This window comes from Hydrogenophaga sp. 2FB (assembly GCF_005503365.1).
In the GTDB taxonomy this organism is placed as follows: domain Bacteria; phylum Pseudomonadota; class Gammaproteobacteria; order Burkholderiales; family Burkholderiaceae_C; genus Hydrogenophaga.
Genome location: NZ_SCML01000015.1, coordinates 47,065 through 66,691, shown reverse-complemented (window position 1 = coordinate 66,691; position 19,627 = coordinate 47,065). Strand labels below are relative to the sequence as shown.

Below are 19,627 nucleotides of genomic sequence, written 5' to 3'. Positions count from 1 at the left end.
TGGGCCGATGAGACGTGTCGTGGAACAGCTGGAGGCCTCGCGCATCCGCGAAGTGGCCAACGAAGGCCTGGGCCGGGACGATGTGCTGAAGTTCTGGTTCGGCGAGAGCGATGAAGTCACCCCCGCCTTCATCCGCGACGCGGCCGTGGCCTCGCTCCAGGCCGGTGAAACCTTCTACGCGCACAACCTCGGCCTGCATGAACTGCGCGAGTCGATCGCCACGTACACCGAAGGCCTGCACCCCGCCCGCACCGCGTCCCACTGGTTTGACCGGCTCGCGGTCACCTCGGGCGGCGTCAACGGCCTGATGCTGGCGGCGCAGACGCTGGTGGAGTCGGGTGACGAGGTGGTGGTGGTCACGCCGGCCTGGCCCAACCTGGCGGCGCAGTCGCTCATCATGGGCGCGAAAGTGACCCGTGTGCCTTTGCGCGTGCAGACCGATGGCGCGCGCGCCGGCGCCTGGGTGCTGGACATGAACGCCTTGCTGGCCGCCATCACACCGGCCACGCGCATGCTGGTCGTCAACGCGCCGAACAACCCCACCGGCTGGACGCTCAGCGCCGCCGAGCAGCGAACCATCCTCGACCATTGCCGCCGCACCGGCACCTGGATCCTGGCCGACGAGGTCTACGAACGCCTCTATTTCGCGAGCGACACGGCCAACGGCGCCGCGCCCAGCTTTCTGGATGTGGCCGAACCGGACGACCGCGTCATCGTCGCCCACAGCTTCTCCAAGAGCTTTCTCATGACGGGATGGCGCCTGGGCTGGCTGGTGCTGCCGCCCGCGCTCACCGACGCCATCGGCAAGCTGATCGAATACAACACCTCGTGCGCGCCGGTGTTCGTGCAGCGCGCCGCCACGGTGGCGCTCCAGCGCGGTGGCGAAGTCACGCCCGCGTTGGTGAACCACCTGCGGCACTGCCGCGACACCCTGGTGCCTCTGCTGCGCGCATTGCCCGGCGTCACACTCGCCGAGCCCTTCGGCGGCATGTACGCCTTCTTTCGCCTCGATGGCCAGGATGACTGCCTGGCGGTGGCCAAGCGCCTGGTGCGCGAAGCCGGCCTGGGCCTGGCCCCGGGCAGCGCCTTCAGCCCGGAGGCGGCAGGGTGGTTGCGCTGGTGCTTCGCCAGCCGCGACACCCGCCGGCTGGGGCAGGGCGTCGAGCGCCTGAGCGGGTGGCTTCAGGCCCGGCCGTCGGGCGGTCAAACCCGTCTATAATCGTCGGTTGCTGTCTTCACAGGCGGCAAATTCACGCCCGCTGCGGCTGGAAGCTCTTCCAATTCGCTGCGACGGGACGCACGTAACGCCAGACAACTGGCCAAGGAAACCTCAATGATCGCCTCATCCATCAAAGCCGAAGTGGTCGCGGCCAACGCCCGCGCCGCCAACGACACCGGCAGCCCTGAAGTGCAAGTCGCACTGCTGACCGCCCGCATCAACGAACTCACCCCCCACTTCAAGACCCACGCCAAGGACCACCATGGCCGTCGCGGTCTGCTGCGCATGGTGAGCCGCCGTCGCAAGCTGCTCGACTACCTCAAGTCCAAGGACGCCGAGCGTTACCTGGCCCTGATCCAGAAACTGGGCCTGCGCAAGTAATTGGCACGGCTGTGACACACGAAACGCCTGAGTTGGTTCGCTGGCTCGGGCGTTTTTTGCTTGTCGCGCGCCTTTTTTGATTCCGGAGTCCCGACAACAGAGCGAAGCTGTGTCATTCCAGACGGGTTGTGCGCCCACAGTCTTTCTGGAATGGCATCGTGTTCTGGGTTGAGCCTCCGGGTTTTGTGCAGCGATGCTGCACGTTGAGCCACCCGTCAAAGACGGGGGGCGTTTAACGGAGAAACACCATGAGCATGTTCAACAAAGTCACCAAGACCTTCCAGTGGGGCCCCCACACGGTCACGATGGAAACCGGCGAAATGGCCCGCCAGGCCACTGGCGCTGTGCTGGTCAACATCGACGACACCGTGGTGCTCGCCACCGTGGTCGCCAAAACCGAAGCCAAGGCCGGTCAGGACTTTTTCCCCCTGACGGTTGACTACACCGAGAAGTCGTACGCCGCTGGCAAGATTCCCGGCAGCTTCTTCAAGCGCGAAGGCCGCCCGAGCGAACTCGAAACGCTGACCTGCCGCCTGATCGACCGCCCGATCCGCCCGCTGTTCCCTGAAGGCTTCTACAACGAAGTGCAAGTGATCGTGCACGTCGTGAGTCTGAACCCTGAAGTGCAGGCCGACATCGCCGCGATGATCGCCACCTCTGCCGCGCTGTCCATCAGCGGCATCCCGTTCAATGGCCCCATCGGCGCCGCCCGCGTGGGTTACGTGAACGGTGAATATGTTCTCAACCCGGGCCAGACCCAGTTGAAGGGCAGCCAGCTTGACCTCGTGGTCGCAGGCACCGAAGGCGCTGTGTTGATGGTGGAGTCCGAAGCCGACCAGCTGTCCGAAGAAATCATGCTCGGCGCGGTGGTGTTCGGCCATGAGCAGGGCAACATCGCGATTGCCGCGATCAACGAGCTGGTGCGCGACGCCGGCAAGCCCGCCTGGGACTGGCAAGCGCCCGCCAAGGACGAGCCCCTGATCGCCAAGATCGACGGCCTGGCCAAGGCCAAGCTCGAAGCCGCGTACCAGATCCGCAACAAGCAAGCCCGCACCCAGGCTTGCCGCACCGCCTATGCCGACGTGTTCGCCGCCTTGAAGGCCGAAGGCGTGGACTTCGACAGCGTGGCCATCGAAGCCCTGCTGTTCGAAATCGAAGCCAAGATCGTGCGCGGCCAGATTCTGGCTGGCGAACCCCGCATCGACGGTCGCGACACGCGCACCGTGCGCGCCATCGAAATCCGCAACGGCGTGCTGCCCCGCACCCACGGCTCGGCCCTGTTCACCCGCGGTGAAACCCAGGCGCTCGTCGTGGCCACGCTCGGCACCGACCGCGATGCGCAGCGCATCGACGCGCTGGCCGGCGAGTTCGAAGACCGCTTCATGCTGCACTACAACATGCCTCCCTTCGCCACTGGCGAAGCCGGCCGCTTCGGCACGCCCAAGCGCCGCGAAATCGGCCACGGCCGCCTGGCCAAGCGCGCGCTGATCGCCGCGCTGCCGAGCAAGGAAGACTTCCCTTACACCATGCGCGTGGTGTCCGAAATCACCGAGTCCAACGGCTCGTCGTCGATGGCTTCCGTTTGCGGTGGCTGCCTGGCGTTGATGGACGCTGGCGTGCCCATGAAGGCGCACGTGGCCGGTATCGCCATGGGTCTGATCAAGGACGGCAACCGCTTCGCCGTGCTGACCGACATCCTGGGTGACGAAGATCACCTGGGCGACATGGACTTCAAGGTGGCCGGTACCACCAACGGCATCTCGGCGCTGCAGATGGACATCAAGATCCAGGGCATCACCAAGGAAATCATGCAGGTCGCGCTGGCCCAGGCCAAGGAAGCCCGCATGCACATTCTGGGCAAGATGCAGGACGCCATGGGCGAAGCCAAGACCGAAGTGTCCAATTTCGCGCCCAAGCTCTTCACCATGAAGATCAACCCCGAGAAGATCCGCGACGTGATCGGCAAGGGCGGCTCCGTCATCCGCGCGCTGACCGAAGAAACCGGCACGCAGATCAACATCGACGAAGACGGCACCATCACCATCGCCTCGACCGACTCGGCCAAGGCCGACGAAGCCAAGCGCCGCATCGAGCAGATCACCGCCGAAGTGGAAGTGGGCAAGATCTACGAAGGCCCGGTCACCAAGATCCTCGACTTCGGTGCGCTGATCAATCTGCTGCCTGGCAAGGATGGCCTGCTGCACATCAGCCAGATCGCCCACGAACGTGTCGAGAAGGTCACCGACTACCTGACCGAAGGCCAGGTTGTGCGCGTGAAGGTGCTCGAGACCGACGAAAAGGGCCGCGTCAAGCTGTCCATGAAGGCACTGGCCGAGCGCAACAACGGCGAGCAGCCGCAGCAGCAACCTCAGTCCTGATCGCAAGCGGTGGTGCCGGTCATGCAAGCCGTTGAAATCAGCGCGTTCGGCGCACCCGATGTCCTGCGTCTGGGCGAACGCCCGGTGCCGGTCGCGGGTGCGGGCGAGGTCTTGATCCGCGTGAGCGCATCGGGCGTGAACCGCCCCGACGTGCTGCAGCGCACCGGCAACTACCCGGTGCCGCCCGGCGCGTCCGACATTCCCGGCCTCGAAGTGGCGGGGGTGATCGAGTCGGGCGATGCGGTGGCCATGGCCGCCGCGGGACTGAAGACCGGTGACCGTGTGTGCGCGTTGGTCGCGGGTGGTGGCTACGCGCAGTGGTGCGTGGCGCCTGCCGCGCAATGTCTGCCAGTGCCCGATGGGCTGGACGACATTGCGGCCGCTTCGCTCCCCGAAACCTTCTTCACCGTCTGGAGCAACGTGTTCGACCGCGGGCGTTTGCAGGCGGGCGAAACCTTGCTGGTGCAAGGCGGTACCAGTGGCATCGGCGTGACCGCGATCCAGATGGCCAAGGCCCTGGGCGCGCGCGTGATCGCCACCGCCGGCAGCGACGACAAGTGCGCGGCCTGCCTGAAGCTGGGTGCCGACCACGCCATCAACTACAAGACCCAGGATTTCGTCACCGCGGTGGCCGAACTCACGGGCAAGAAGGGCGTGGACGTCATTCTTGACATGGTGGCGGGCTCTTATGCGGCGCGAGAGATCGAATGCCTGGCCGAAGACGGCCGATTGGTGATCATCGCGGTGCAGGGCGGCACGAAGGCCGAGTTCAACGCCGGCCTGGTGTTGCGCCGCCGCCTGACCATCACGGGCTCCACGCTGCGCCCACGTCCGGTGTCGTTCAAGGCCGCCATCGCCGCGGCATTGCGTGCGAACGTCTGGCCGTTGTTGGTCGATGGGCGCATCAAGCCGGTGATCCACCAGGTCTTCCCGGCTGCTCAGGCCGCCGCAGCGCACACGCTGATGGAGTCCAACCAGCACGTCGGCAAGCTCGTGCTGAGCTGGGCTTGAACAGGTTGAAGAAAAAACAGCCATGAGAAAACTGATCGCAGGCAACTGGAAGATGAACGGCTCGCTGGCCGCCAACGAGGCGTTGGTCAAGGCCATGCTCGATGGCCTCGACGGGCAGTCGCCCAAGGCGGACATGGCGCTGTGCGCGCCGGCACCGTACCTCGCACAGCTGGGCACCTTGCTGCAAGGCAGCCCGGTCGCCTGGGGTGCGCAGGACGTGTCGAACCAGGAGCAGGGCGCCTACACCGGTGAGGTGTCGGCGGCGATGCTGCGCGACTTCGGTTGCCGCTACGCCATCGTGGGCCACTCCGAGCGCCGCCAGTACCACGGCGAAACCGATGCCTTGGTGGCGGAGAAGGCGAAGGCCGCATTGGCGAAGGGCATCACGCCCATCGTCTGTGTGGGCGAAACGCTGGCCGAACGCGAAGCCGGCCACACCGAAGAAGTCGTCAAGCGCCAGCTGGCTGCCGTGGTCCATCTCTGTGGCCACTGCATCACAGAAATCGTGGTGGCTTACGAACCGGTCTGGGCGATCGGCACCGGCAAGACCGCCACGCCCGAACAGGCGCAGCAGGTGCATGCCGTGTTGCGCGCGCAAATCTCGGCCGCGACGCAGAACGCCGGGCGTGTCCACATCCTGTACGGCGGCAGCATGAACGCGGCCAACGCCGTCAGCCTGCTGGCCCAGCCCGATATCGACGGCGGCCTCATTGGCGGCGCGTCGCTCAAGGCGCCCGACTTCCTTCAGATCGTGGCCTCGGCCCCTTAATCCCTGTTCGCGTCCTGGGTGGCGCGACAACAACCGAACTCCCGGAGAAAAGAATGAACGTTTTGTTGACCATCCTGCAGGTCGTCCAGATCCTGGCCGCGCTGGGCATGATCGGCCTGATCCTCATGCAGCACGGCAAGGGCGCCGACGCGGGCGCGGCCTTTGGTGGTGGCGCTGGTTCGGCCAGCCTGTTCGGTGCATCGGGCGGTGCGAACTTCCTGTCCCGCACCACCGCCGTGCTGGCCGCGGTGTTCCTGGCCTGCACACTGGGCCTGGCCTACTTTGGCAACCTGCGCACGGTGGCACCGAGCGCGGGCAGCGTGCTGGAAGGTGCTGCTGTGCCGACGCAACCCGCACAGCAGATTCCGGGCACGACCACAGCGCCTGCACCAGCTTCCTCGGCGCCCGCAGCGGTTCCTGGTGGCGAAGCCGCCACCGGCTCCGGCGCGGCCCAGATTCCGGCGAAGTAAGCCACTAGTTCGCGAATTCGCGATCCGCTCGGACACGGTGCCGAGCGGGCCTTTTCTGACGCAATGACAGCCCGACCGATTCCTTCGGAAAAACCAAAGCGTCGCCCCGAAATGGTGAGTGTTTCAGGGTAAACTCTATGGGTTGTCAGCAAGGCTCGCACCATTCCTCGCGAGCCCATCAATGCAGACTTAGCCGACGTGGTGAAATTGGTAGACACGCTATCTTGAGGGGGTAGTGGCGAAAGCTGTGCGAGTTCGAGTCTCGCCGTCGGCACCAATCATTGGACAACACGGCCCCACGCCGTGTCAGCGGAAGTTACCCACGATGAGTCTCGAACAATACCTCCCCGTTCTCTTGTTTATTTTGGTGGGTATTGCTGTTGGGATCATCCCGCAGGTATTGGGCTATATCCTGGGTCCCAATCTTCCTGACGCTGAGAAGAACTCGCCTTACGAATGCGGCTTCGAAGCTTTCGAAGATGCCCGCATGAAGTTCGATGTGCGCTATTACCTGGTCGCCATCCTCTTCATTCTTTTCGACCTCGAAATCGCATTTCTCATTCCCTGGGCCGTCGCTTTCAGCGACATCGGCGTCACCGGCTTCATTGCGGGCGTGGTGTTCCTGGCCATCCTCACCGTGGGTTTTGCCTACGAGTGGAAAAAAGGCGCATTGGATTGGGAGTGATTTCCACACACGCGGGCGCGCGCACCGGAGTGCTACATGATTGAAGGCGTTTTCAAAGAAGGTTTCGTCACCACCAGCTACGACTCGGTGGTGAACTGGGCCAAGACCGGGTCGCTCTGGCCCATGACCTTCGGCCTGGCCTGCTGCGCGGTCGAGATGATGCATGCGGCCGCCGCGCGTTACGACATCGGCCGCTTCGGCTCCGAAGTGTTCCGCGCCAGCCCGCGCCAGTCCGACCTGATGATCGTGGCCGGCACGCTGTGCAACAAGATGGCGCCCGCCCTGCGCAAGGTGTACGACCAGATGGCCGAGCCGCGCTGGGTGCTCTCCATGGGTTCGTGCGCCAACGGCGGTGGCTACTACCACTACAGCTATTCGGTGGTGCGCGGTTGCGACCGCATCGTGCCGGTAGACGTGTATGTGCCCGGTTGCCCACCCACGGCCGAGGCGTTGCTCTACGGAATCATCCAGCTGCAGCAGAAGATCCGCCGCACCCAAACCATCGCGCGGGCCTGAGGGCGGCGCCCGCTCGCACGTTATTGGCTCAGAAAGAACCACGTTCATGACCGACACCGCCATGACTCCCCACGCCGTCGAGCCCGAGGCGTTGAAAACCACGCTCGAAGGCTTGCTGGGTGAGAAGGCTCAGTCGATCCTGGTGGTGCGCGAAGAGGTCACGCTGACCGTGAAGGCGGCCGACTATCTGGCCGTCATGCAAACCTTGCGCGATGCGCCGCAGGCCCGCTTCGAACAGCTCATCGATCTCTGCGGCATGGACTACCAGACCTACGGTGACGGCCGCTGGGAAGGCCAGCGTTTCGCTGCCGTGTCGCACCTGCTTTCGATCACCCACAACCACCGTGTGCGCGTGCGCGTGTTCTGCGACGAGGACGACTTCCCAGTGCTCGCGTCGGTCACCTCGGTGTGGGCTGGTGCCAACTGGTTCGAGCGCGAGGCGTTCGACCTGTACGGCATCGTGTTCGAAGGCCACGACGATCTGCGCCGCATCCTGACCGACTACGGCTTCATCGGCCACCCGTTCCGCAAGGACTTCCCGCTGTCGGGCCACGTCGAGATGCGCTACGACGCCGAGCGCCAGCGCGTGATCTACGAACCGGTGACCATCGAGCCGCGCGAAATCACGCCGCGCATCATCCGCGAAGACAACTACGGGGGCCTGCACTGAGGCCTCGGCCCGTTGTGTGAATCGTCATGGCAGAGATCAAGAACTACACCCTGAACTTCGGCCCGCAGCACCCGGCCGCGCACGGCGTGCTGCGCCTCGTGCTGGAACTCGACGGCGAGGTCGTGCAACGCGCCGACCCGCACATCGGGCTGCTGCACCGCGCCACCGAAAAGCTGGCCGAGCACAAGACCTACATCCAGTCGCTGCCCTACATGGACCGGCTCGATTACGTGTCGATGATGTGCAACGAGCACGCCTACTGCCTGGCCATTGAAAAGCTGCTGGGCATCGAGGTGCCGATTCGCGCGCAGTACATCCGCGTGATGTTCAGCGAGATCACGCGCCTGCTGAACCACCTGATGTGGCTGGGTTCGCACGGCAACGACTGCGGCAGCTCGACCATCCTCATCTACGCGTTCCGCGAACGCGAAGACCTGTTCGACATGTACGAGGCTGTTTCCGGCGCGCGCATGCACGCGGCCTACTTCCGTCCGGGTGGTGTCTACCGCGACCTGCCGGACAGCATGCCGCAGTACAAGCACAGCAAGATCCGCAACGCGCGCGCGATGGCCGAGATGAACACGAACCGCCAGGGTTCGCTGCTCGACTTCATCGACGACTTCACCAAGCGCTTCCCGACCTACCTGGCCGAGTACCACACGCTGCTGACCGACAACCGCATCTGGAAACAGCGCACCGTTGGTATTGGCGTGGTCACGCCCGAGCGTGCCCTCAACCTGGGCATGACCGGCCCGATGCTGCGCGGCTCCGGCATCGCCTGGGACTTGCGCAAGAAACAGCCGTACGACGTGTACGGCCAGATGGATTTCGACATCCCGGTGGGCAAGACCGGCGACTGCTACGACCGCTACCTCGTCCGCATGGAAGAGATGAAGCAGTCCAACCGCATCATCGAGCAGTGCGTGAAGTGGCTGCGCGCCAACCCCGGCCCGGTGATCACCGATAACCACAAGGTGGCTGCACCCGCCCGTGAGGCCATGAAGGCCAACATGGAAGAGCTGATCCACCACTTCAAGCTCTTCACCGAAGGCTTCCACGTGCCCGAAGGCGAGGCCTACGCGGCAGTCGAACACCCCAAGGGCGAGTTCGGCATTTACCTCGTCAGCGACGGCGCCAACAAGCCCTACCGCCTGAAGATTCGCGCGCCCGGTTTTGCGCACCTCGCCACCATGGACGAAATGGCGCGCGGTCACATGCTGGCCGATGCGGTCGCCATCATCGGCACCATGGACATCGTTTTCGGAGAGATCGACCGATGAGCACCGTCACGCCCGAGTCCTTCAAAGAGGCCACGATTCGGCGCTTCGACCGCGAGGCCGCCAAGTACCCTGACGAGCAGCGCATTTCCGCGGTGATGGCCTGCCTGGCCATCATCCAGCAGGAAGAGGGCTACGTGAGCCCCGAAGCCGAGGTGGCGCTGGCCGCCTACCTGCGTGTCGAACCGATCGCTGTGCACGAGGTCACGACCTTCTACAACATGTACAACCAGCGGCCGGTGGGCAAGTTCAAGCTCAACGTCTGCACCAACCTGCCGTGCCAACTGCGCGACGGCAACAAGGCCTTGCACCACCTGGAGCACAAGCTGGGCATCGCCATGGGCGAGACCACGGCCGATGGCCTGTTCACGCTGCAGCAGAGCGAATGCCTGGGCGCCTGCGCCGATTCGCCCGTGATGCTGGTCAACGACCGCCACATGTGCAGCTTCATGAGCAATGAGAAGCTGGACCAGCTGGTCGATGGCCTCAAATCATCGGTGCAGGCATCGGAAGGACAAGCATGAACGCCGAGCAGATCCTCTCGCAGTTCCGCGCCACCGGCGTGCAGACCTGCTTCCACGGTCGCCACATCGAGCCGCAGATTTACGCGGGTCTCGATGGCAACAACTGGTCGCTCAAGGACTACGTCGCGCGTGGTGGCTACCAGGCCCTGCGCAAGGTGCTGGGCCAGGACGGCGCGCCACCCGCGGGCGATCCGCCTGTGGCGGGCATGACGCAGGACCAGGTCATCGCCACGCTGAAGGAATCGGCGCTGCGCGGCCGTGGCGGTGCAGGCTTCCCGACCGGCCTGAAGTGGAGCTTCATGCCGCGCCAGTTCCCGGGTCAGAAGTACCTGGTGTGCAACTCGGACGAAGGCGAGCCCGGCACCTGCAAGGACCGCGACATCCTGATGTACAACCCGCACATCGTCATCGAAGGCATGGCGATCGCGGCGTACGCCATGGGCATCAGCGTGGGCTACAACTACATCCACGGCGAGATCTTCGAAGCCTACGACCGCTTCGAAGCCGCGCTGGAAGAAGCGCGTGCCGCGGGCTTCCTCGGCGACGGCATCATGGGCAGCGGCTTCAACTTCCAGTTGCATGCGGCCCACGGTTTTGGCGCCTACATCTGCGGCGAAGAAACCGCGCTGCTCGAATCGCTCGAAGGCAAGAAGGGCCAGCCGCGCTTCAAGCCGCCGTTCCCGGCCAGCTTTGGCCTGTACGGCAAGCCGACCACGATCAACAACACCGAGACCTTTGCCGCGGTGCCCTGGATCATCCGCAACGGCGGCGCGGCGTATCTCGCCTGCGGCAAGCCGAACAACGGCGGCACCAAGATCTATTCGGTGTCGGGCGACGTCGAAATGCCGGGCAACTACGAAGTGCCGCTGGGCACCCCCTTCAGCAAGCTGCTGGAACTCGCCGGTGGTGTGCGCAAGGGCCGCACGCTCAAGGCGGTGATCCCCGGTGGCTCGTCGGCACCGGTGCTGCCTGCTCACATCATGATGGAGTGCACGATGGACTACGACTCCATCGCCAAGGCCGGCTCCATGCTGGGCTCGGGCGCCGTCATCGTGATGGACGATTCGCGCGACATGGTCGAGTCGCTCAAGCGCCTGTCCTACTTCTACATGCACGAATCCTGCGGCCAGTGCACGCCGTGCCGCGAAGGCACGGGCTGGCTCTGGCGCGTGGTCGACCGCATCGACCGCGGCCTGGGCAAACCCGCCGACATGGCGCTGCTCGACAACGTGGCCGAGAACATCATGGGCCGCACCATCTGCGCCCTGGGCGACGCAGCGGCCATGCCGGTGCGCGCCATGATCAAACACTTCCGGCATGAGTTCGAGGCCAAGATCGCGGCCGCTCAGTCGCCCGCCAAGGCTGCTTAAGGCTCCAGAGAAGAAAACCCCATGGTTGAAATCGAACTCGACGGCAAGAAGGTGGAAGTGCCCCCGGGCAGCATGGTGATGCATGCGGCCGAAAAGGCAGGCACCTACATCCCGCACTTCTGCTATCACAAGAAACTGTCCATCGCGGCCAACTGCCGCATGTGCCTGGTCGACGTGGAGAAGGCGCCCAAGCCCATGCCCGCCTGCGCCACGCCGGTGACGCAGGGCATGATCGTGCGCACCAAGAGCGACAAGGCGATCAAGGCCCAGCAGTCGGTGATGGAGTTCCTGCTCATCAACCACCCGCTGGACTGCCCGATCTGCGACCAGGGCGGCGAGTGCCAGCTGCAAGATCTGGCCGTGGGCTACGGTGGCTCCGGTTCGCGCTACGAAGAAGAAAAGCGTGTGGTGTTCCACAAGGACGTGGGCCCGCTGATCTCGATGGAAGAGATGAGCCGCTGCATCCATTGCACCCGCTGCGTGCGCTTTGGCCAGGAAGTGGCCGGCGTGATGGAGCTGGGCATGTCGCACCGCGGTGAACACGCCGAGATCGAAACCTTCCTCGGCGACACGGTGGACTCCGAGCTGTCGGGCAACATGATCGACATCTGCCCGGTCGGCGCGCTCACCAGCAAGCCGTTCCGCTACAGCGCCCGCACCTGGGAACTCTCGCGCCGCAAGAGCGTGAGCCCGCACGATTCGACCGGGGCCAACCTGATCGTTCAGGTGAAGAACCACAAGGTCATGCGCGTGGTGCCGCTGGAGAACGAAGCCGTCAACGAATGCTGGATCGCCGACCGCGACCGCTTCTCGTACGAAGCCGTCAACAGCGAAGAGCGCCTGACCGCGCCCATGCTCAAGCAGGGCGGCGAGTGGCACACGGTGGATTGGCAGACCGCGCTCGAATACGTGGCCAATGGCCTGAAGCAGGTCAAGACCGAGAACGGCGCCGCCGGCATTGGCGTGCTCGCCAGCCCGCACAGCACGCTCGAAGAACTCGCGTTGGCCGGCGCGCTGGTGCGGGGTCTGGGCAGCCAGAACATCGATGCGCGCCTGCGCCACGCCGACTTTGCCAACGCCGCATCCAGCGGTGCTGCTCGTTGGCTCGGGTTGCCGATCGCTTCGCTCTCCATGCTGCAACGCGTGCTGGTCATCGGCTCGAACCTGCGCAAGGACCATCCGCTGTTCGCGCAGCGCATCCGCCAGGCGCAACGCAAGGGCGCCCAGGTCAACGTGCTCAACGCCGTGGCGCAAGACTGGGCCATGCCGGTGAAGAACACCGTGCTGGCCGACAGCGCTGAATGGGTCTCGGCCCTGGCGGGCATCGCCGCTGCCATCGGTGCCGAAACCGGCGCTGCCGCACCTGTGAGTGGCGACGCCACGGACGCGCACCGCGCGGTGGCCAAGTCGTTGCTGGGTGGCGAGCACAAGGCCATCCTGCTGGGCAACGCCGCGGCGCACCACGCCAAGGCGTCGAGCCTGCTCGCGCTGGCCAACTGGATCGCGCAACAGACCGGCGCCACCGTCGGCTACCTGACCGAAGCGGCCAACACCGTGGGCGCGCAACTGGTGAACGCCGTGCCAGGGCAGGGCGGTCTGAACGCCAGCCAGATGCTCGGTGGCCAACTGCGCGCCGCGATCCTGCTGAACACCGAACCCGCGCAGGACACCGCAGCCGGTGCACAAGGCTTGGCTTCTGCTGGCATGGTGGTCACGCTCAGCCCGTTCAAGACCAACCTGGACATCAGCGACGTGCTGCTGCCCATCGCACCGTTCACCGAAACCTCGGGTTCCTTCGTGAACGCCGAAGGCCGCCTGCAAAGTTTCCACGCCGTCGTGCGTCCGCTGGGCGATACGCGTCCGGCTTGGAAGGTTCTGCGCGTGCTGGGCAACCTGCTGGCCCTGCCGGGCTTCGACGCCGATTCGTCGCAAGCCGTGCTGTCCGCCGCGCTGCCGGGTGTCGCCAGTGGTGATGTGGTCGATGCCGCCCGCCTGTCGAACGCCAGCACTGCGGCGATCGACATGAGCCCGGCCACCGCCGCGCCGTGCGTCGCCTCCATCTACCAGCTCGACGGCCTGGTGCGCCGCTCGACCGCCCTGCAACTCACCGCCGACGCGCGGATGAGCGCTCAAGCCGTGGAAGGAGCCGCAGCGTGATCGATGCGATGTACAACGGCGGCCTGGGCCTGATCAACGCCACCTGGTGGTCGACCGGCGCCTGGCCCGTCATCTGGAACCTGATCAAGATCGTGGCCGTGCTCGCGCCGCTGATGGGCCTGGTGGCCTACCTCACGCTGTGGGAGCGCAAGCTGCTGGGCTGGATCCAGGTGCGCCACGGTCCCAACCGCGTGGGCCCCATGGGCCTGCTGCAGCCGATCGCCGACGCGCTCAAGCTGCTGACCAAGGAACTGATCCGCCCCAGCGCCGCGAGCAATGGTTTGTTCCGCCTGGGCCCGGTGATGGCCATCATGCCGGCACTGGCCGCGTGGGTCGCGATCCCGTTTGGTCCGGAGGCGATCATCGCCAACGTGAACGCGGGCCTGCTGGTGGTGCTGGCCATCACCTCGATCGAGGTGTATGGCGTGATCATCGCGGGCTGGGCGTCCAACTCGAAGTACGCCTTCCTGGGCGCGCTGCGCGCCTCGGCGCAGATGGTGAGCTACGAAATTGCCATTGGCTTCTGCTTCCTCGTGGTCGTCATGACCGCCGGCAGCCTGCACCTGGGCGAAATCGTGGCCTCGCAATCGCGCGGCATGGGCGCCAACATGGGTCTGGGTTTCCTGTCGTGGAACTGGCTGCCGCTGCTGCCCATCTTCTTCGTCTACCTGATCTCCGGCGTGGCCGAAACCAACCGCCACCCGTTCGACGTGGTGGAAGGCGAGGCGGAAATCGTCGCGGGCCACATGGTCGAGTACTCGGGCATGGGCTTTGCCATCTTCTTCCTGGCCGAGTACGCCAGCATGTGGCTGGTGTCGGTACTGGCCGTGCTGATGTTCCTGGGTGGCTGGCTCTCGCCGATCGGCGCGCTGGACTTCATCCCGGGCTGGATCTGGCTCGGCATCAAGACCTGTGTCGTGGTGTCCATGTTCATCTGGATCCGCGCCACCTTTCCACGCTTCCGCTACGACCAGATCATGCGTCTGGGCTGGAAGATTTTCATTCCTGTCACGTTGATCTGGCTGCTCCTCGTGGGTGCGTTCATGCAGACACCTTGGAACATCTGGAAATAAGCAGGGCGATTGACCATGTCCACCACCACGGCCGTTGCGCCTTTCTCCTTCCGCGACTTCTTCAACAGCTTTCTGCTGGTGGAGCTGTTCAAGGGCATGGCCCTGACCGGCCGCTACGCTTTCAAGCGCAAGATCACGGTGCAGTTCCCCGAGGAAAAAACACCACTGTCGCCGCGCTTCCGTGGCCTGCACGCGCTGCGCCGCTATGAAAACGGCGAAGAGCGTTGCATTGCCTGCAAGCTCTGCGAAGCCGTGTGCCCGGCCTTGGCGATCACCATCGAGTCCGAGGTGCGCGACGACGGTTCGCGCCGCACCACGCGTTACGACATCGACCTGACCAAGTGCATCTTCTGCGGCTTCTGCGAAGAGAGCTGCCCGGTGGATTCCATCGTCGAGACGCATGTCCTGGAGTACCACGGCGAGAAGCGCGGTGACCTGTACTTCACCAAGGAAATGCTGCTGGCCGTGGGCGACCGCTACGAATCCGAAATTGCCGCCGCCCGGGCCGCTGACGCCCCCTATCGCTGATCCACGCCGAACCGATTCGGCCTGACCAGACGACACAAGAACCAAGACGCCATGGACTACCAGACCGGCTTTTTTTACCTCTTCTCCGCGGTGCTGCTGTTTGCCGGCTACCGCGTGATCACCGCGCGCAACCCGGTGCACGCCGTGTTGTTCCTCATGCTGGCGTTCTCGCAAGCGGCCGCACTGTGGCTGCTGCTCAAGGCCGAGTTCCTGGGCATCACGCTGGTGCTGGTGTACCTGGGCGCCGTGATGGTGCTGTTCCTGTTTGTCGTGATGATGCTCGACATCAACCTGGACACCGTGCGCCAGGGCTTCTGGAAACATTTCCCGATGGCCACGGTGCTCGGCGTCTTCGTGGCCGCCGAGCTCATTGCCGTGCTGTGGGCCGGTTTCCCGTCCATCTCGGCCAGCCCTGAAGTGGCCGCCAAGGCCGCCAACTACTCCAACACCCGCGAGCTGGGTGTGTTGCTCTACACCGAGTACCTGTACCCCATTCAGGTGGCGGGTGTGATCCTGCTGGTGGCGATGATCACCGCCATCGCGTTGACCCTGCGCCAACGCAAGGACAGCAAGGCCATCAACCCCAACCTGCAAGTGCACGTGCGCGCCAAGGACCGTCTGGTGGTGCTGCCGATGAACGCCACGCAGAAAGCCGCGCCCATTGTGGAAGCGGCCGCCGCCCCGGAGGGCCAGAAGCCATGAACCTGACCCTGGGCCATTTCCTCGCCGTCGGCGCGATCCTGTTTGCGATCTCGGTCGTGGGCATTTTTCTCAACCGCAAGAACCTCATCGTGTTGCTCATGGCCATCGAGCTGATGCTGCTGGCCGTCAACATGAACTTCGTGGCGTTCTCGCACTATCTGGGCGACATGCACGGCCAGATCTTCGTGTTTTTCATCCTGACCGTGGCCGCCGCCGAATCGGCGATCGGTCTGGCCATTCTGGTGCTGCTGTTCCGCAACAAGTCGTCGATCAGCGTCGAAGAACTCAACACCCTCAAGGGTTGAGGCCAGGGCCACCCACACGAGAACTCAGGCAAGAACCCCATGAGCACCACCCTCTCTGCAAGCACCTTGCTCGCCGTCCCGCTGGCCCCTCTGGTCGGTTCGTTGATCGCCGGCATTCTGGGCACGACCTTCGGCGGCAACGTGATCGGCCGCCGCACCTCGCACACCTTCACCATCCTGGGCGTGTTGATCGCCTTCATCCTCTCGGCCATGACGCTCAAGAGCGTGGCCATGGACGGTGCGCGCTTCAACGAAACCCTCTACACCTGGATGGTGGTGGGCGGGCTGAAGATGGAGATCGGTTTCCTGGTCGACGGCCTCACCGCGATGATGATGGTGGTGGTCACCTTCGTCTCGCTCATGGTGCACGTCTACACCATCGGCTACATGGAAGAAGACGACGGCTACAACCGCTTCTTCGCCTACATCTCGCTGTTCACCTTCTCCATGCTCATGCTGGTCATGAGCAACAACCTGCTGCAGCTGTTCTTCGGCTGGGAAGCGGTGGGCCTGGTGTCGTACCTGCTGATCGGTTTCTGGTTCAACAAGCCCACGGCGATCTTCGCCAACATGAAGGCCTTCCTGGTCAACCGCGTGGGCGACTTCGGCTTCATCCTCGGCATCGGCCTGATCGTGGCCTATGCCGGCACCATGAACTACACCGAGGTGTTCGCCAAGGCGCCTGAACTCGGCGCGCTGGGCTTCCCCGGCACCGACTGGCTGCTGATCACCGTGATCTGCATCTGCCTGTTCATCGGCGCCATGGGCAAGAGCGCACAGTTCCCGCTGCACGTCTGGCTGCCCGACTCCATGGAAGGCCCCACGCCAATCTCTGCGCTGATCCACGCCGCCACCATGGTGACGGCCGGCATCTTCATGGTCGCGCGCATGTCGCCGCTGTTCGAGCTGTCGGACACCGCGCTCAACTTCATCCTCATCATCGGCGCCATCACCGCGCTGTTCATGGGCTTCCTGGGCATCATCCAGAACGACATCAAGCGCGTGGTCGCGTACTCCACGCTCTCGCAGCTGGGCTACATGACGGTGGCGCTGGGCGCGTCGGCCTACTCGGTGGCGGTGTTCCACCTCATGACCCACGCCTTCTTCAAGGCCCTGCTGTTCCTCGCGGCCGGCTCGGTCATCATGGGCCTGCACCACAACCAGGACATCCGCTGGATGGGCGCCGTGCGCAAGTACATGCCCATCACCTGGATCACCTCGCTGCTGGGTACGCTGGCGCTGATCGGCACGCCGCTGTTCTCCGGCTTCTATTCCAAGGACAGCATCATCGAGGCGGTGCACTTCAGCACGCTGCCCGCCGCTGGCTTCGCGCACTTCGCGGTGCTCGCCGGTGTGTTCGTCACCTCGTTCTATTCGTTCCGCCTCTACTTCCTGGTGTTCCACGGCAAGGAGCGCTACGACCAGAACCCGGACGCGCACCACGATGACCACCACGACGACCACGCGCACGAGGACCATGGCCACGGGCATGGTGACGGCAAGCCGCACGAGTCGCCCTGGGTGGTGACAGTGCCGCTGCTCCTGCTGGCGATTCCCTCGGTGGTGATCGGCTACATGACCATCGAGCCCATGCTGTTCGGTGAGTTCTTCAAGGACGCGATCACCATCAACTCGGCGGCCCACCCCGCCGTCGCCAGGTTCGCCGAAGAGTTCCACGGCCCGCTGGCCATGGCGCTGCATGCCCTGAAGACGGCGCCGCTGTATCTGGCCCTGGCCGGTGCGGTGCTCGCCTGGTACATGTACCTGATCAACCCGGCCGTGCCCGCCGCCATCGCCCGCGCGTTGCGCCCGATCGTGGTGGTGCTGGAGAACAAGTACTACATGGACTGGTTCAACGAGAACGTGCTGGCCAAGGCCGCGCGCGGTCTGGGCGTGGGCCTGTGGAAGGGCGGCGACCGCGGCGTGATCGAAGGCGGCGTGGTCAACGCCAGCTGGAAGATCGTGGGCGCGGTGTCGTCGGTGGTGCGCCGTGCGCAGACCGGCTACCTGTACCACTACGCGCTCATGATGATCGTGGGCGTGCTGCTGTTCATGACGTACTTCGTCTGGCTCGCCAAATAAGAAGAGGGATAACAAGATGGGTTTGCTGAGCCTTGCAATCTGGACGCCGATCTTTTTTGGCGTCGTGCTGCTGGCCCTGGGCCGCGACGATCAGGCGCATGTGGTGCGTTGGATCGCGCTGATCGGCGCCATTGTCAGCCTGGCCGTGACGGTGCCGCTGTACACGGGCTTCGAGCTCGGCACCGCGGCGATGCAGTTTGTCGAGAAGGGCGTCTGGATCGAACGCTTCAACGTCAACTACCACCTCGGCGTGGACGGCATCTCGCTCTGGCTGATCCTGCTGACCGCGTTCATCAACGTGGTGGTGATCGTGGCGAGCTGGGAGTCGATCACCTCGCGCGTGAACCAGTACATGGCCGCGTTCCTGATTCTCTCGGGTCTGATGATCGGCGTCTTCAGCGCGCAGGACGCGATGCTGTTCTACGTGTTCTTCGAAGCCACGCTGATCCCGATGTACCTGATCATCGGCATCTGGGGCGGCCCGAACAAGATCTACGCGGCGTTCAAGTTCTTCCTCTACACGCTGCTGGGCTCGCTGCTCATGCTGATCGCGCTGATCTACCTGTACACGCAGTCCGGCGGCAGCTTCGCACTGGCCGACTGGTACAAGCTGCCGCTCGGTGGCACCGCGCAAACGCTGCTGTTCTTCGCCTTGTTCGCCGCCTTCGCCGTGAAGGTGCCGATGTGGCCGGTGCACACCTGGTTGCCCGACGTGCACGTGGAAGCGCCCACCGGCGGCTCCGCCGTGCTGGCGGCCATCATGCTCAAGCTGGGCGCCTACGGCTTCCTGCGCTTCTCGCTGCCCATCCTGCCCGACGCGTCCCATGAATGGGCCTGGCTGATGATCGCGCTCTCCATCATCGCCGTGATCTACGTCGGCCTGGTGGCGATGGTCCAGCAGGACATGAAGAAACTGGTGGCTTACTCGTCGGTGGCGCACATGGGTTTCGTCACGCTCGGCTTCTTCATCTTCAGCGACCTCGGCGTGTCCGGTGCGATCGTGCAGATGATCGCCCACGGCTTCGTCTCGGCCGCCATGTTCCTCTGCATCGGCGTGTTGTACGACCGCGTGCACTCGCGCGAAATCGCCGACTACGGCGGTGTGGTCAACACCATGCCCAATTTCGCCGCCTTCGCGCTGCTGTTCACCATGGCCAATTGCGGCCTGCCCGCCACAGCCGGTTTCGTGGGCGAGTGGATGGTGATCATCGCCGCCGTCAAGGCCAACTTCTGGATCGGCCTGATGGCCGCGTCGGCCCTGATCTTCGGCGCCGCCTACTCGCTGTGGATGTACAAGCGCGTCTACCTGGGCAGCGTGGGCAACGACAACGTCAAGGCGCTGACCGACATCAACAAGCGCGAATTCCTCGTGCTGGGTGTGCTGGCGCTGGCCGTGCTCTACATGGGTGTCTATCCCAAGCCCTTCACCGATGTGATGGACGCGTCCGTGGCCGAGCTGCTGCGCCACGTCGCCATCTCCAAACTGAACTGAGCCTCCCGGGCACGCTAC

At 64.4% G+C, this 19,627-nt stretch carries 19 protein-coding genes and 1 tRNA gene; all 20 read left to right on the top strand.

From position 1 onward, the window contains the following. Positions 1-7: 7 nt before the first annotated feature. Positions 8-1,219 (top strand): pyridoxal phosphate-dependent aminotransferase, encoded by a 1,212-nt coding sequence (locus FFS09_RS10995; protein WP_137918912.1) that lies wholly within the window; start codon positions 8-10, stop codon positions 1,217-1,219. A 114-nt stretch (positions 1,220-1,333) separates the two neighbouring features. Further along, on the top strand, positions 1,334-1,600 hold the full coding sequence (gene rpsO / locus FFS09_RS10990; RefSeq protein ID WP_137918911.1) for a 30S ribosomal protein S15: 267 nt from the start codon (positions 1,334-1,336) through the stop codon (positions 1,598-1,600). A 248-nt stretch (positions 1,601-1,848) separates the two neighbouring features. Continuing rightward, positions 1,849-3,978, top strand: a complete 2,130-nt coding sequence (gene pnp, locus FFS09_RS10985) for a polyribonucleotide nucleotidyltransferase (protein WP_137918910.1) — start codon at positions 1,849-1,851, stop codon at positions 3,976-3,978. 21 nt (positions 3,979-3,999) lie between these two features. Then, entirely contained in the window at positions 4,000-4,989 is a 990-nt protein-coding gene (locus FFS09_RS10980; protein ID WP_137918909.1) for an NAD(P)H-quinone oxidoreductase, read from the top strand. Between the two features lie 22 nt (positions 4,990-5,011). Beyond that, positions 5,012-5,758, top strand: coding sequence for a triose-phosphate isomerase (tpiA, locus tag FFS09_RS10975; RefSeq protein ID WP_137918908.1), 747 nt, complete (start codon positions 5,012-5,014; stop codon positions 5,756-5,758). 53 nt (positions 5,759-5,811) lie between these two features. Next, entirely contained in the window at positions 5,812-6,228 is a 417-nt protein-coding gene (secG, locus tag FFS09_RS10970; protein WP_137918907.1) for a preprotein translocase subunit SecG, read from the top strand. Between the two features lie 192 nt (positions 6,229-6,420). After that, positions 6,421-6,505, top strand: a tRNA-Leu gene (locus FFS09_RS10965). A 48-nt stretch (positions 6,506-6,553) separates the two neighbouring features. Then, complete coding sequence (locus FFS09_RS10960; protein ID WP_137918906.1) at positions 6,554-6,913, top strand: NADH-quinone oxidoreductase subunit A; 360 nt, start codon at positions 6,554-6,556, stop codon at positions 6,911-6,913. A gap of 36 nt (positions 6,914-6,949) precedes the next feature. Beyond that, positions 6,950-7,429 (top strand): NuoB/complex I 20 kDa subunit family protein, encoded by a 480-nt coding sequence (locus FFS09_RS10955; protein ID WP_056273769.1) that lies wholly within the window; start codon positions 6,950-6,952, stop codon positions 7,427-7,429. A 61-nt stretch (positions 7,430-7,490) separates the two neighbouring features. After that, positions 7,491-8,099 (top strand): NADH-quinone oxidoreductase subunit C, encoded by a 609-nt coding sequence (locus FFS09_RS10950; RefSeq protein ID WP_137918952.1) that lies wholly within the window; start codon positions 7,491-7,493, stop codon positions 8,097-8,099. Positions 8,100-8,125: 26 nt separating this feature from the next. Further along, the gene (locus tag FFS09_RS10945) at positions 8,126-9,379 is read left to right on the top strand and encodes an NADH-quinone oxidoreductase subunit D (protein WP_137918905.1); all 1,254 of its coding nucleotides are present in this window, start codon (positions 8,126-8,128) and stop codon (positions 9,377-9,379) included. Beyond that, the gene (locus tag FFS09_RS10940) at positions 9,376-9,900 is read left to right on the top strand and encodes an NADH-quinone oxidoreductase subunit NuoE family protein (RefSeq protein WP_137918904.1); all 525 of its coding nucleotides are present in this window, start codon (positions 9,376-9,378) and stop codon (positions 9,898-9,900) included. Before FFS09_RS10945 ends, FFS09_RS10940 begins: the two co-directional genes overlap by 4 nt. Further along, positions 9,897-11,270, top strand: coding sequence for an NADH-quinone oxidoreductase subunit NuoF (gene nuoF, locus FFS09_RS10935; protein WP_137918903.1), 1,374 nt, complete (start codon positions 9,897-9,899; stop codon positions 11,268-11,270). Before FFS09_RS10940 ends, nuoF begins: the two co-directional genes overlap by 4 nt. Positions 11,271-11,291: 21 nt before the next feature. Next, positions 11,292-13,427: an NADH-quinone oxidoreductase subunit NuoG gene (gene nuoG, locus FFS09_RS10930; protein ID WP_137918902.1), complete on the top strand. Its 2,136-nt coding sequence runs from the start codon at positions 11,292-11,294 to the stop codon at positions 13,425-13,427. Continuing rightward, positions 13,424-14,500 carry an NADH-quinone oxidoreductase subunit NuoH gene (gene nuoH, locus FFS09_RS10925; RefSeq protein WP_137918901.1) on the top strand — a complete coding sequence of 359 codons (1,077 nt, stop codon included), beginning with the start codon at positions 13,424-13,426 and terminating at the stop codon, positions 14,498-14,500. Before nuoG ends, nuoH begins: the two co-directional genes overlap by 4 nt. A 15-nt stretch (positions 14,501-14,515) precedes the next feature. Beyond that, a complete protein-coding gene (gene nuoI / locus FFS09_RS10920) occupies positions 14,516-15,028 on the top strand; it encodes an NADH-quinone oxidoreductase subunit NuoI (RefSeq protein WP_137918900.1) in 513 nt (170 codons plus the stop codon). A gap of 51 nt (positions 15,029-15,079) precedes the next feature. Continuing rightward, positions 15,080-15,730 carry an NADH-quinone oxidoreductase subunit J gene (locus tag FFS09_RS10915; RefSeq protein WP_137918899.1) on the top strand — a complete coding sequence of 217 codons (651 nt, stop codon included), beginning with the start codon at positions 15,080-15,082 and terminating at the stop codon, positions 15,728-15,730. Further along, positions 15,727-16,035, top strand: a complete 309-nt coding sequence (nuoK, locus tag FFS09_RS10910; RefSeq protein WP_137918898.1) for an NADH-quinone oxidoreductase subunit NuoK — start codon at positions 15,727-15,729, stop codon at positions 16,033-16,035. Before FFS09_RS10915 ends, nuoK begins: the two co-directional genes overlap by 4 nt. A gap of 39 nt (positions 16,036-16,074) precedes the next feature. Then, entirely contained in the window at positions 16,075-18,117 is a 2,043-nt protein-coding gene (nuoL, locus tag FFS09_RS10905; protein ID WP_137918897.1) for an NADH-quinone oxidoreductase subunit L, read from the top strand. Between the two features lie 16 nt (positions 18,118-18,133). Further along, positions 18,134-19,609 carry an NADH-quinone oxidoreductase subunit M gene (locus tag FFS09_RS10900; RefSeq protein WP_137918896.1) on the top strand — a complete coding sequence of 492 codons (1,476 nt, stop codon included), beginning with the start codon at positions 18,134-18,136 and terminating at the stop codon, positions 19,607-19,609. The last annotated feature ends 18 nt before the right edge of the window (positions 19,610-19,627 follow it).

Excerpts from the sequence above, each read along its gene's own strand:
- FFS09_RS10940 (WP_137918904.1), top strand. The coding sequence starts at position 9,376 with ATGAGCACCGTCACGCCCGAGTCCTTCAAAGAGGCCACGATTCGGCGC.
- pnp (WP_137918910.1), top strand. The coding sequence starts at position 1,849 with ATGAGCATGTTCAACAAAGTCACCAAGACCTTCCAGTGGGGCCCCCAC.
- secG (WP_137918907.1), top strand. The coding sequence starts at position 5,812 with ATGAACGTTTTGTTGACCATCCTGCAGGTCGTCCAGATCCTGGCCGCG.
- nuoL (WP_137918897.1), top strand. The coding sequence starts at position 16,075 with ATGAGCACCACCCTCTCTGCAAGCACCTTGCTCGCCGTCCCGCTGGCC.
- FFS09_RS10995 (WP_137918912.1), top strand. The coding sequence starts at position 8 with ATGAGACGTGTCGTGGAACAGCTGGAGGCCTCGCGCATCCGCGAAGTG.
- tpiA (WP_137918908.1), top strand. The coding sequence starts at position 5,012 with ATGAGAAAACTGATCGCAGGCAACTGGAAGATGAACGGCTCGCTGGCC.
- FFS09_RS10900 (WP_137918896.1), top strand. The coding sequence starts at position 18,134 with ATGGGTTTGCTGAGCCTTGCAATCTGGACGCCGATCTTTTTTGGCGTC.
- nuoK (WP_137918898.1), top strand. The coding sequence starts at position 15,727 with ATGAACCTGACCCTGGGCCATTTCCTCGCCGTCGGCGCGATCCTGTTT.
- FFS09_RS10915 (WP_137918899.1), top strand. The coding sequence starts at position 15,080 with ATGGACTACCAGACCGGCTTTTTTTACCTCTTCTCCGCGGTGCTGCTG.
- FFS09_RS10945 (WP_137918905.1), top strand. The coding sequence starts at position 8,126 with ATGGCAGAGATCAAGAACTACACCCTGAACTTCGGCCCGCAGCACCCG.
- FFS09_RS10960 (WP_137918906.1), top strand. The coding sequence starts at position 6,554 with ATGAGTCTCGAACAATACCTCCCCGTTCTCTTGTTTATTTTGGTGGGT.
- FFS09_RS10950 (WP_137918952.1), top strand. The coding sequence starts at position 7,491 with ATGACTCCCCACGCCGTCGAGCCCGAGGCGTTGAAAACCACGCTCGAA.
- FFS09_RS10955 (WP_056273769.1), top strand. The coding sequence starts at position 6,950 with ATGATTGAAGGCGTTTTCAAAGAAGGTTTCGTCACCACCAGCTACGAC.
- FFS09_RS10980 (WP_137918909.1), top strand. The coding sequence starts at position 4,000 with ATGCAAGCCGTTGAAATCAGCGCGTTCGGCGCACCCGATGTCCTGCGT.
- nuoI (WP_137918900.1), top strand. The coding sequence starts at position 14,516 with ATGTCCACCACCACGGCCGTTGCGCCTTTCTCCTTCCGCGACTTCTTC.
- nuoG (WP_137918902.1), top strand. The coding sequence starts at position 11,292 with ATGGTTGAAATCGAACTCGACGGCAAGAAGGTGGAAGTGCCCCCGGGC.
- nuoF (WP_137918903.1), top strand. The coding sequence starts at position 9,897 with ATGAACGCCGAGCAGATCCTCTCGCAGTTCCGCGCCACCGGCGTGCAG.
- rpsO (WP_137918911.1), top strand. The coding sequence starts at position 1,334 with ATGATCGCCTCATCCATCAAAGCCGAAGTGGTCGCGGCCAACGCCCGC.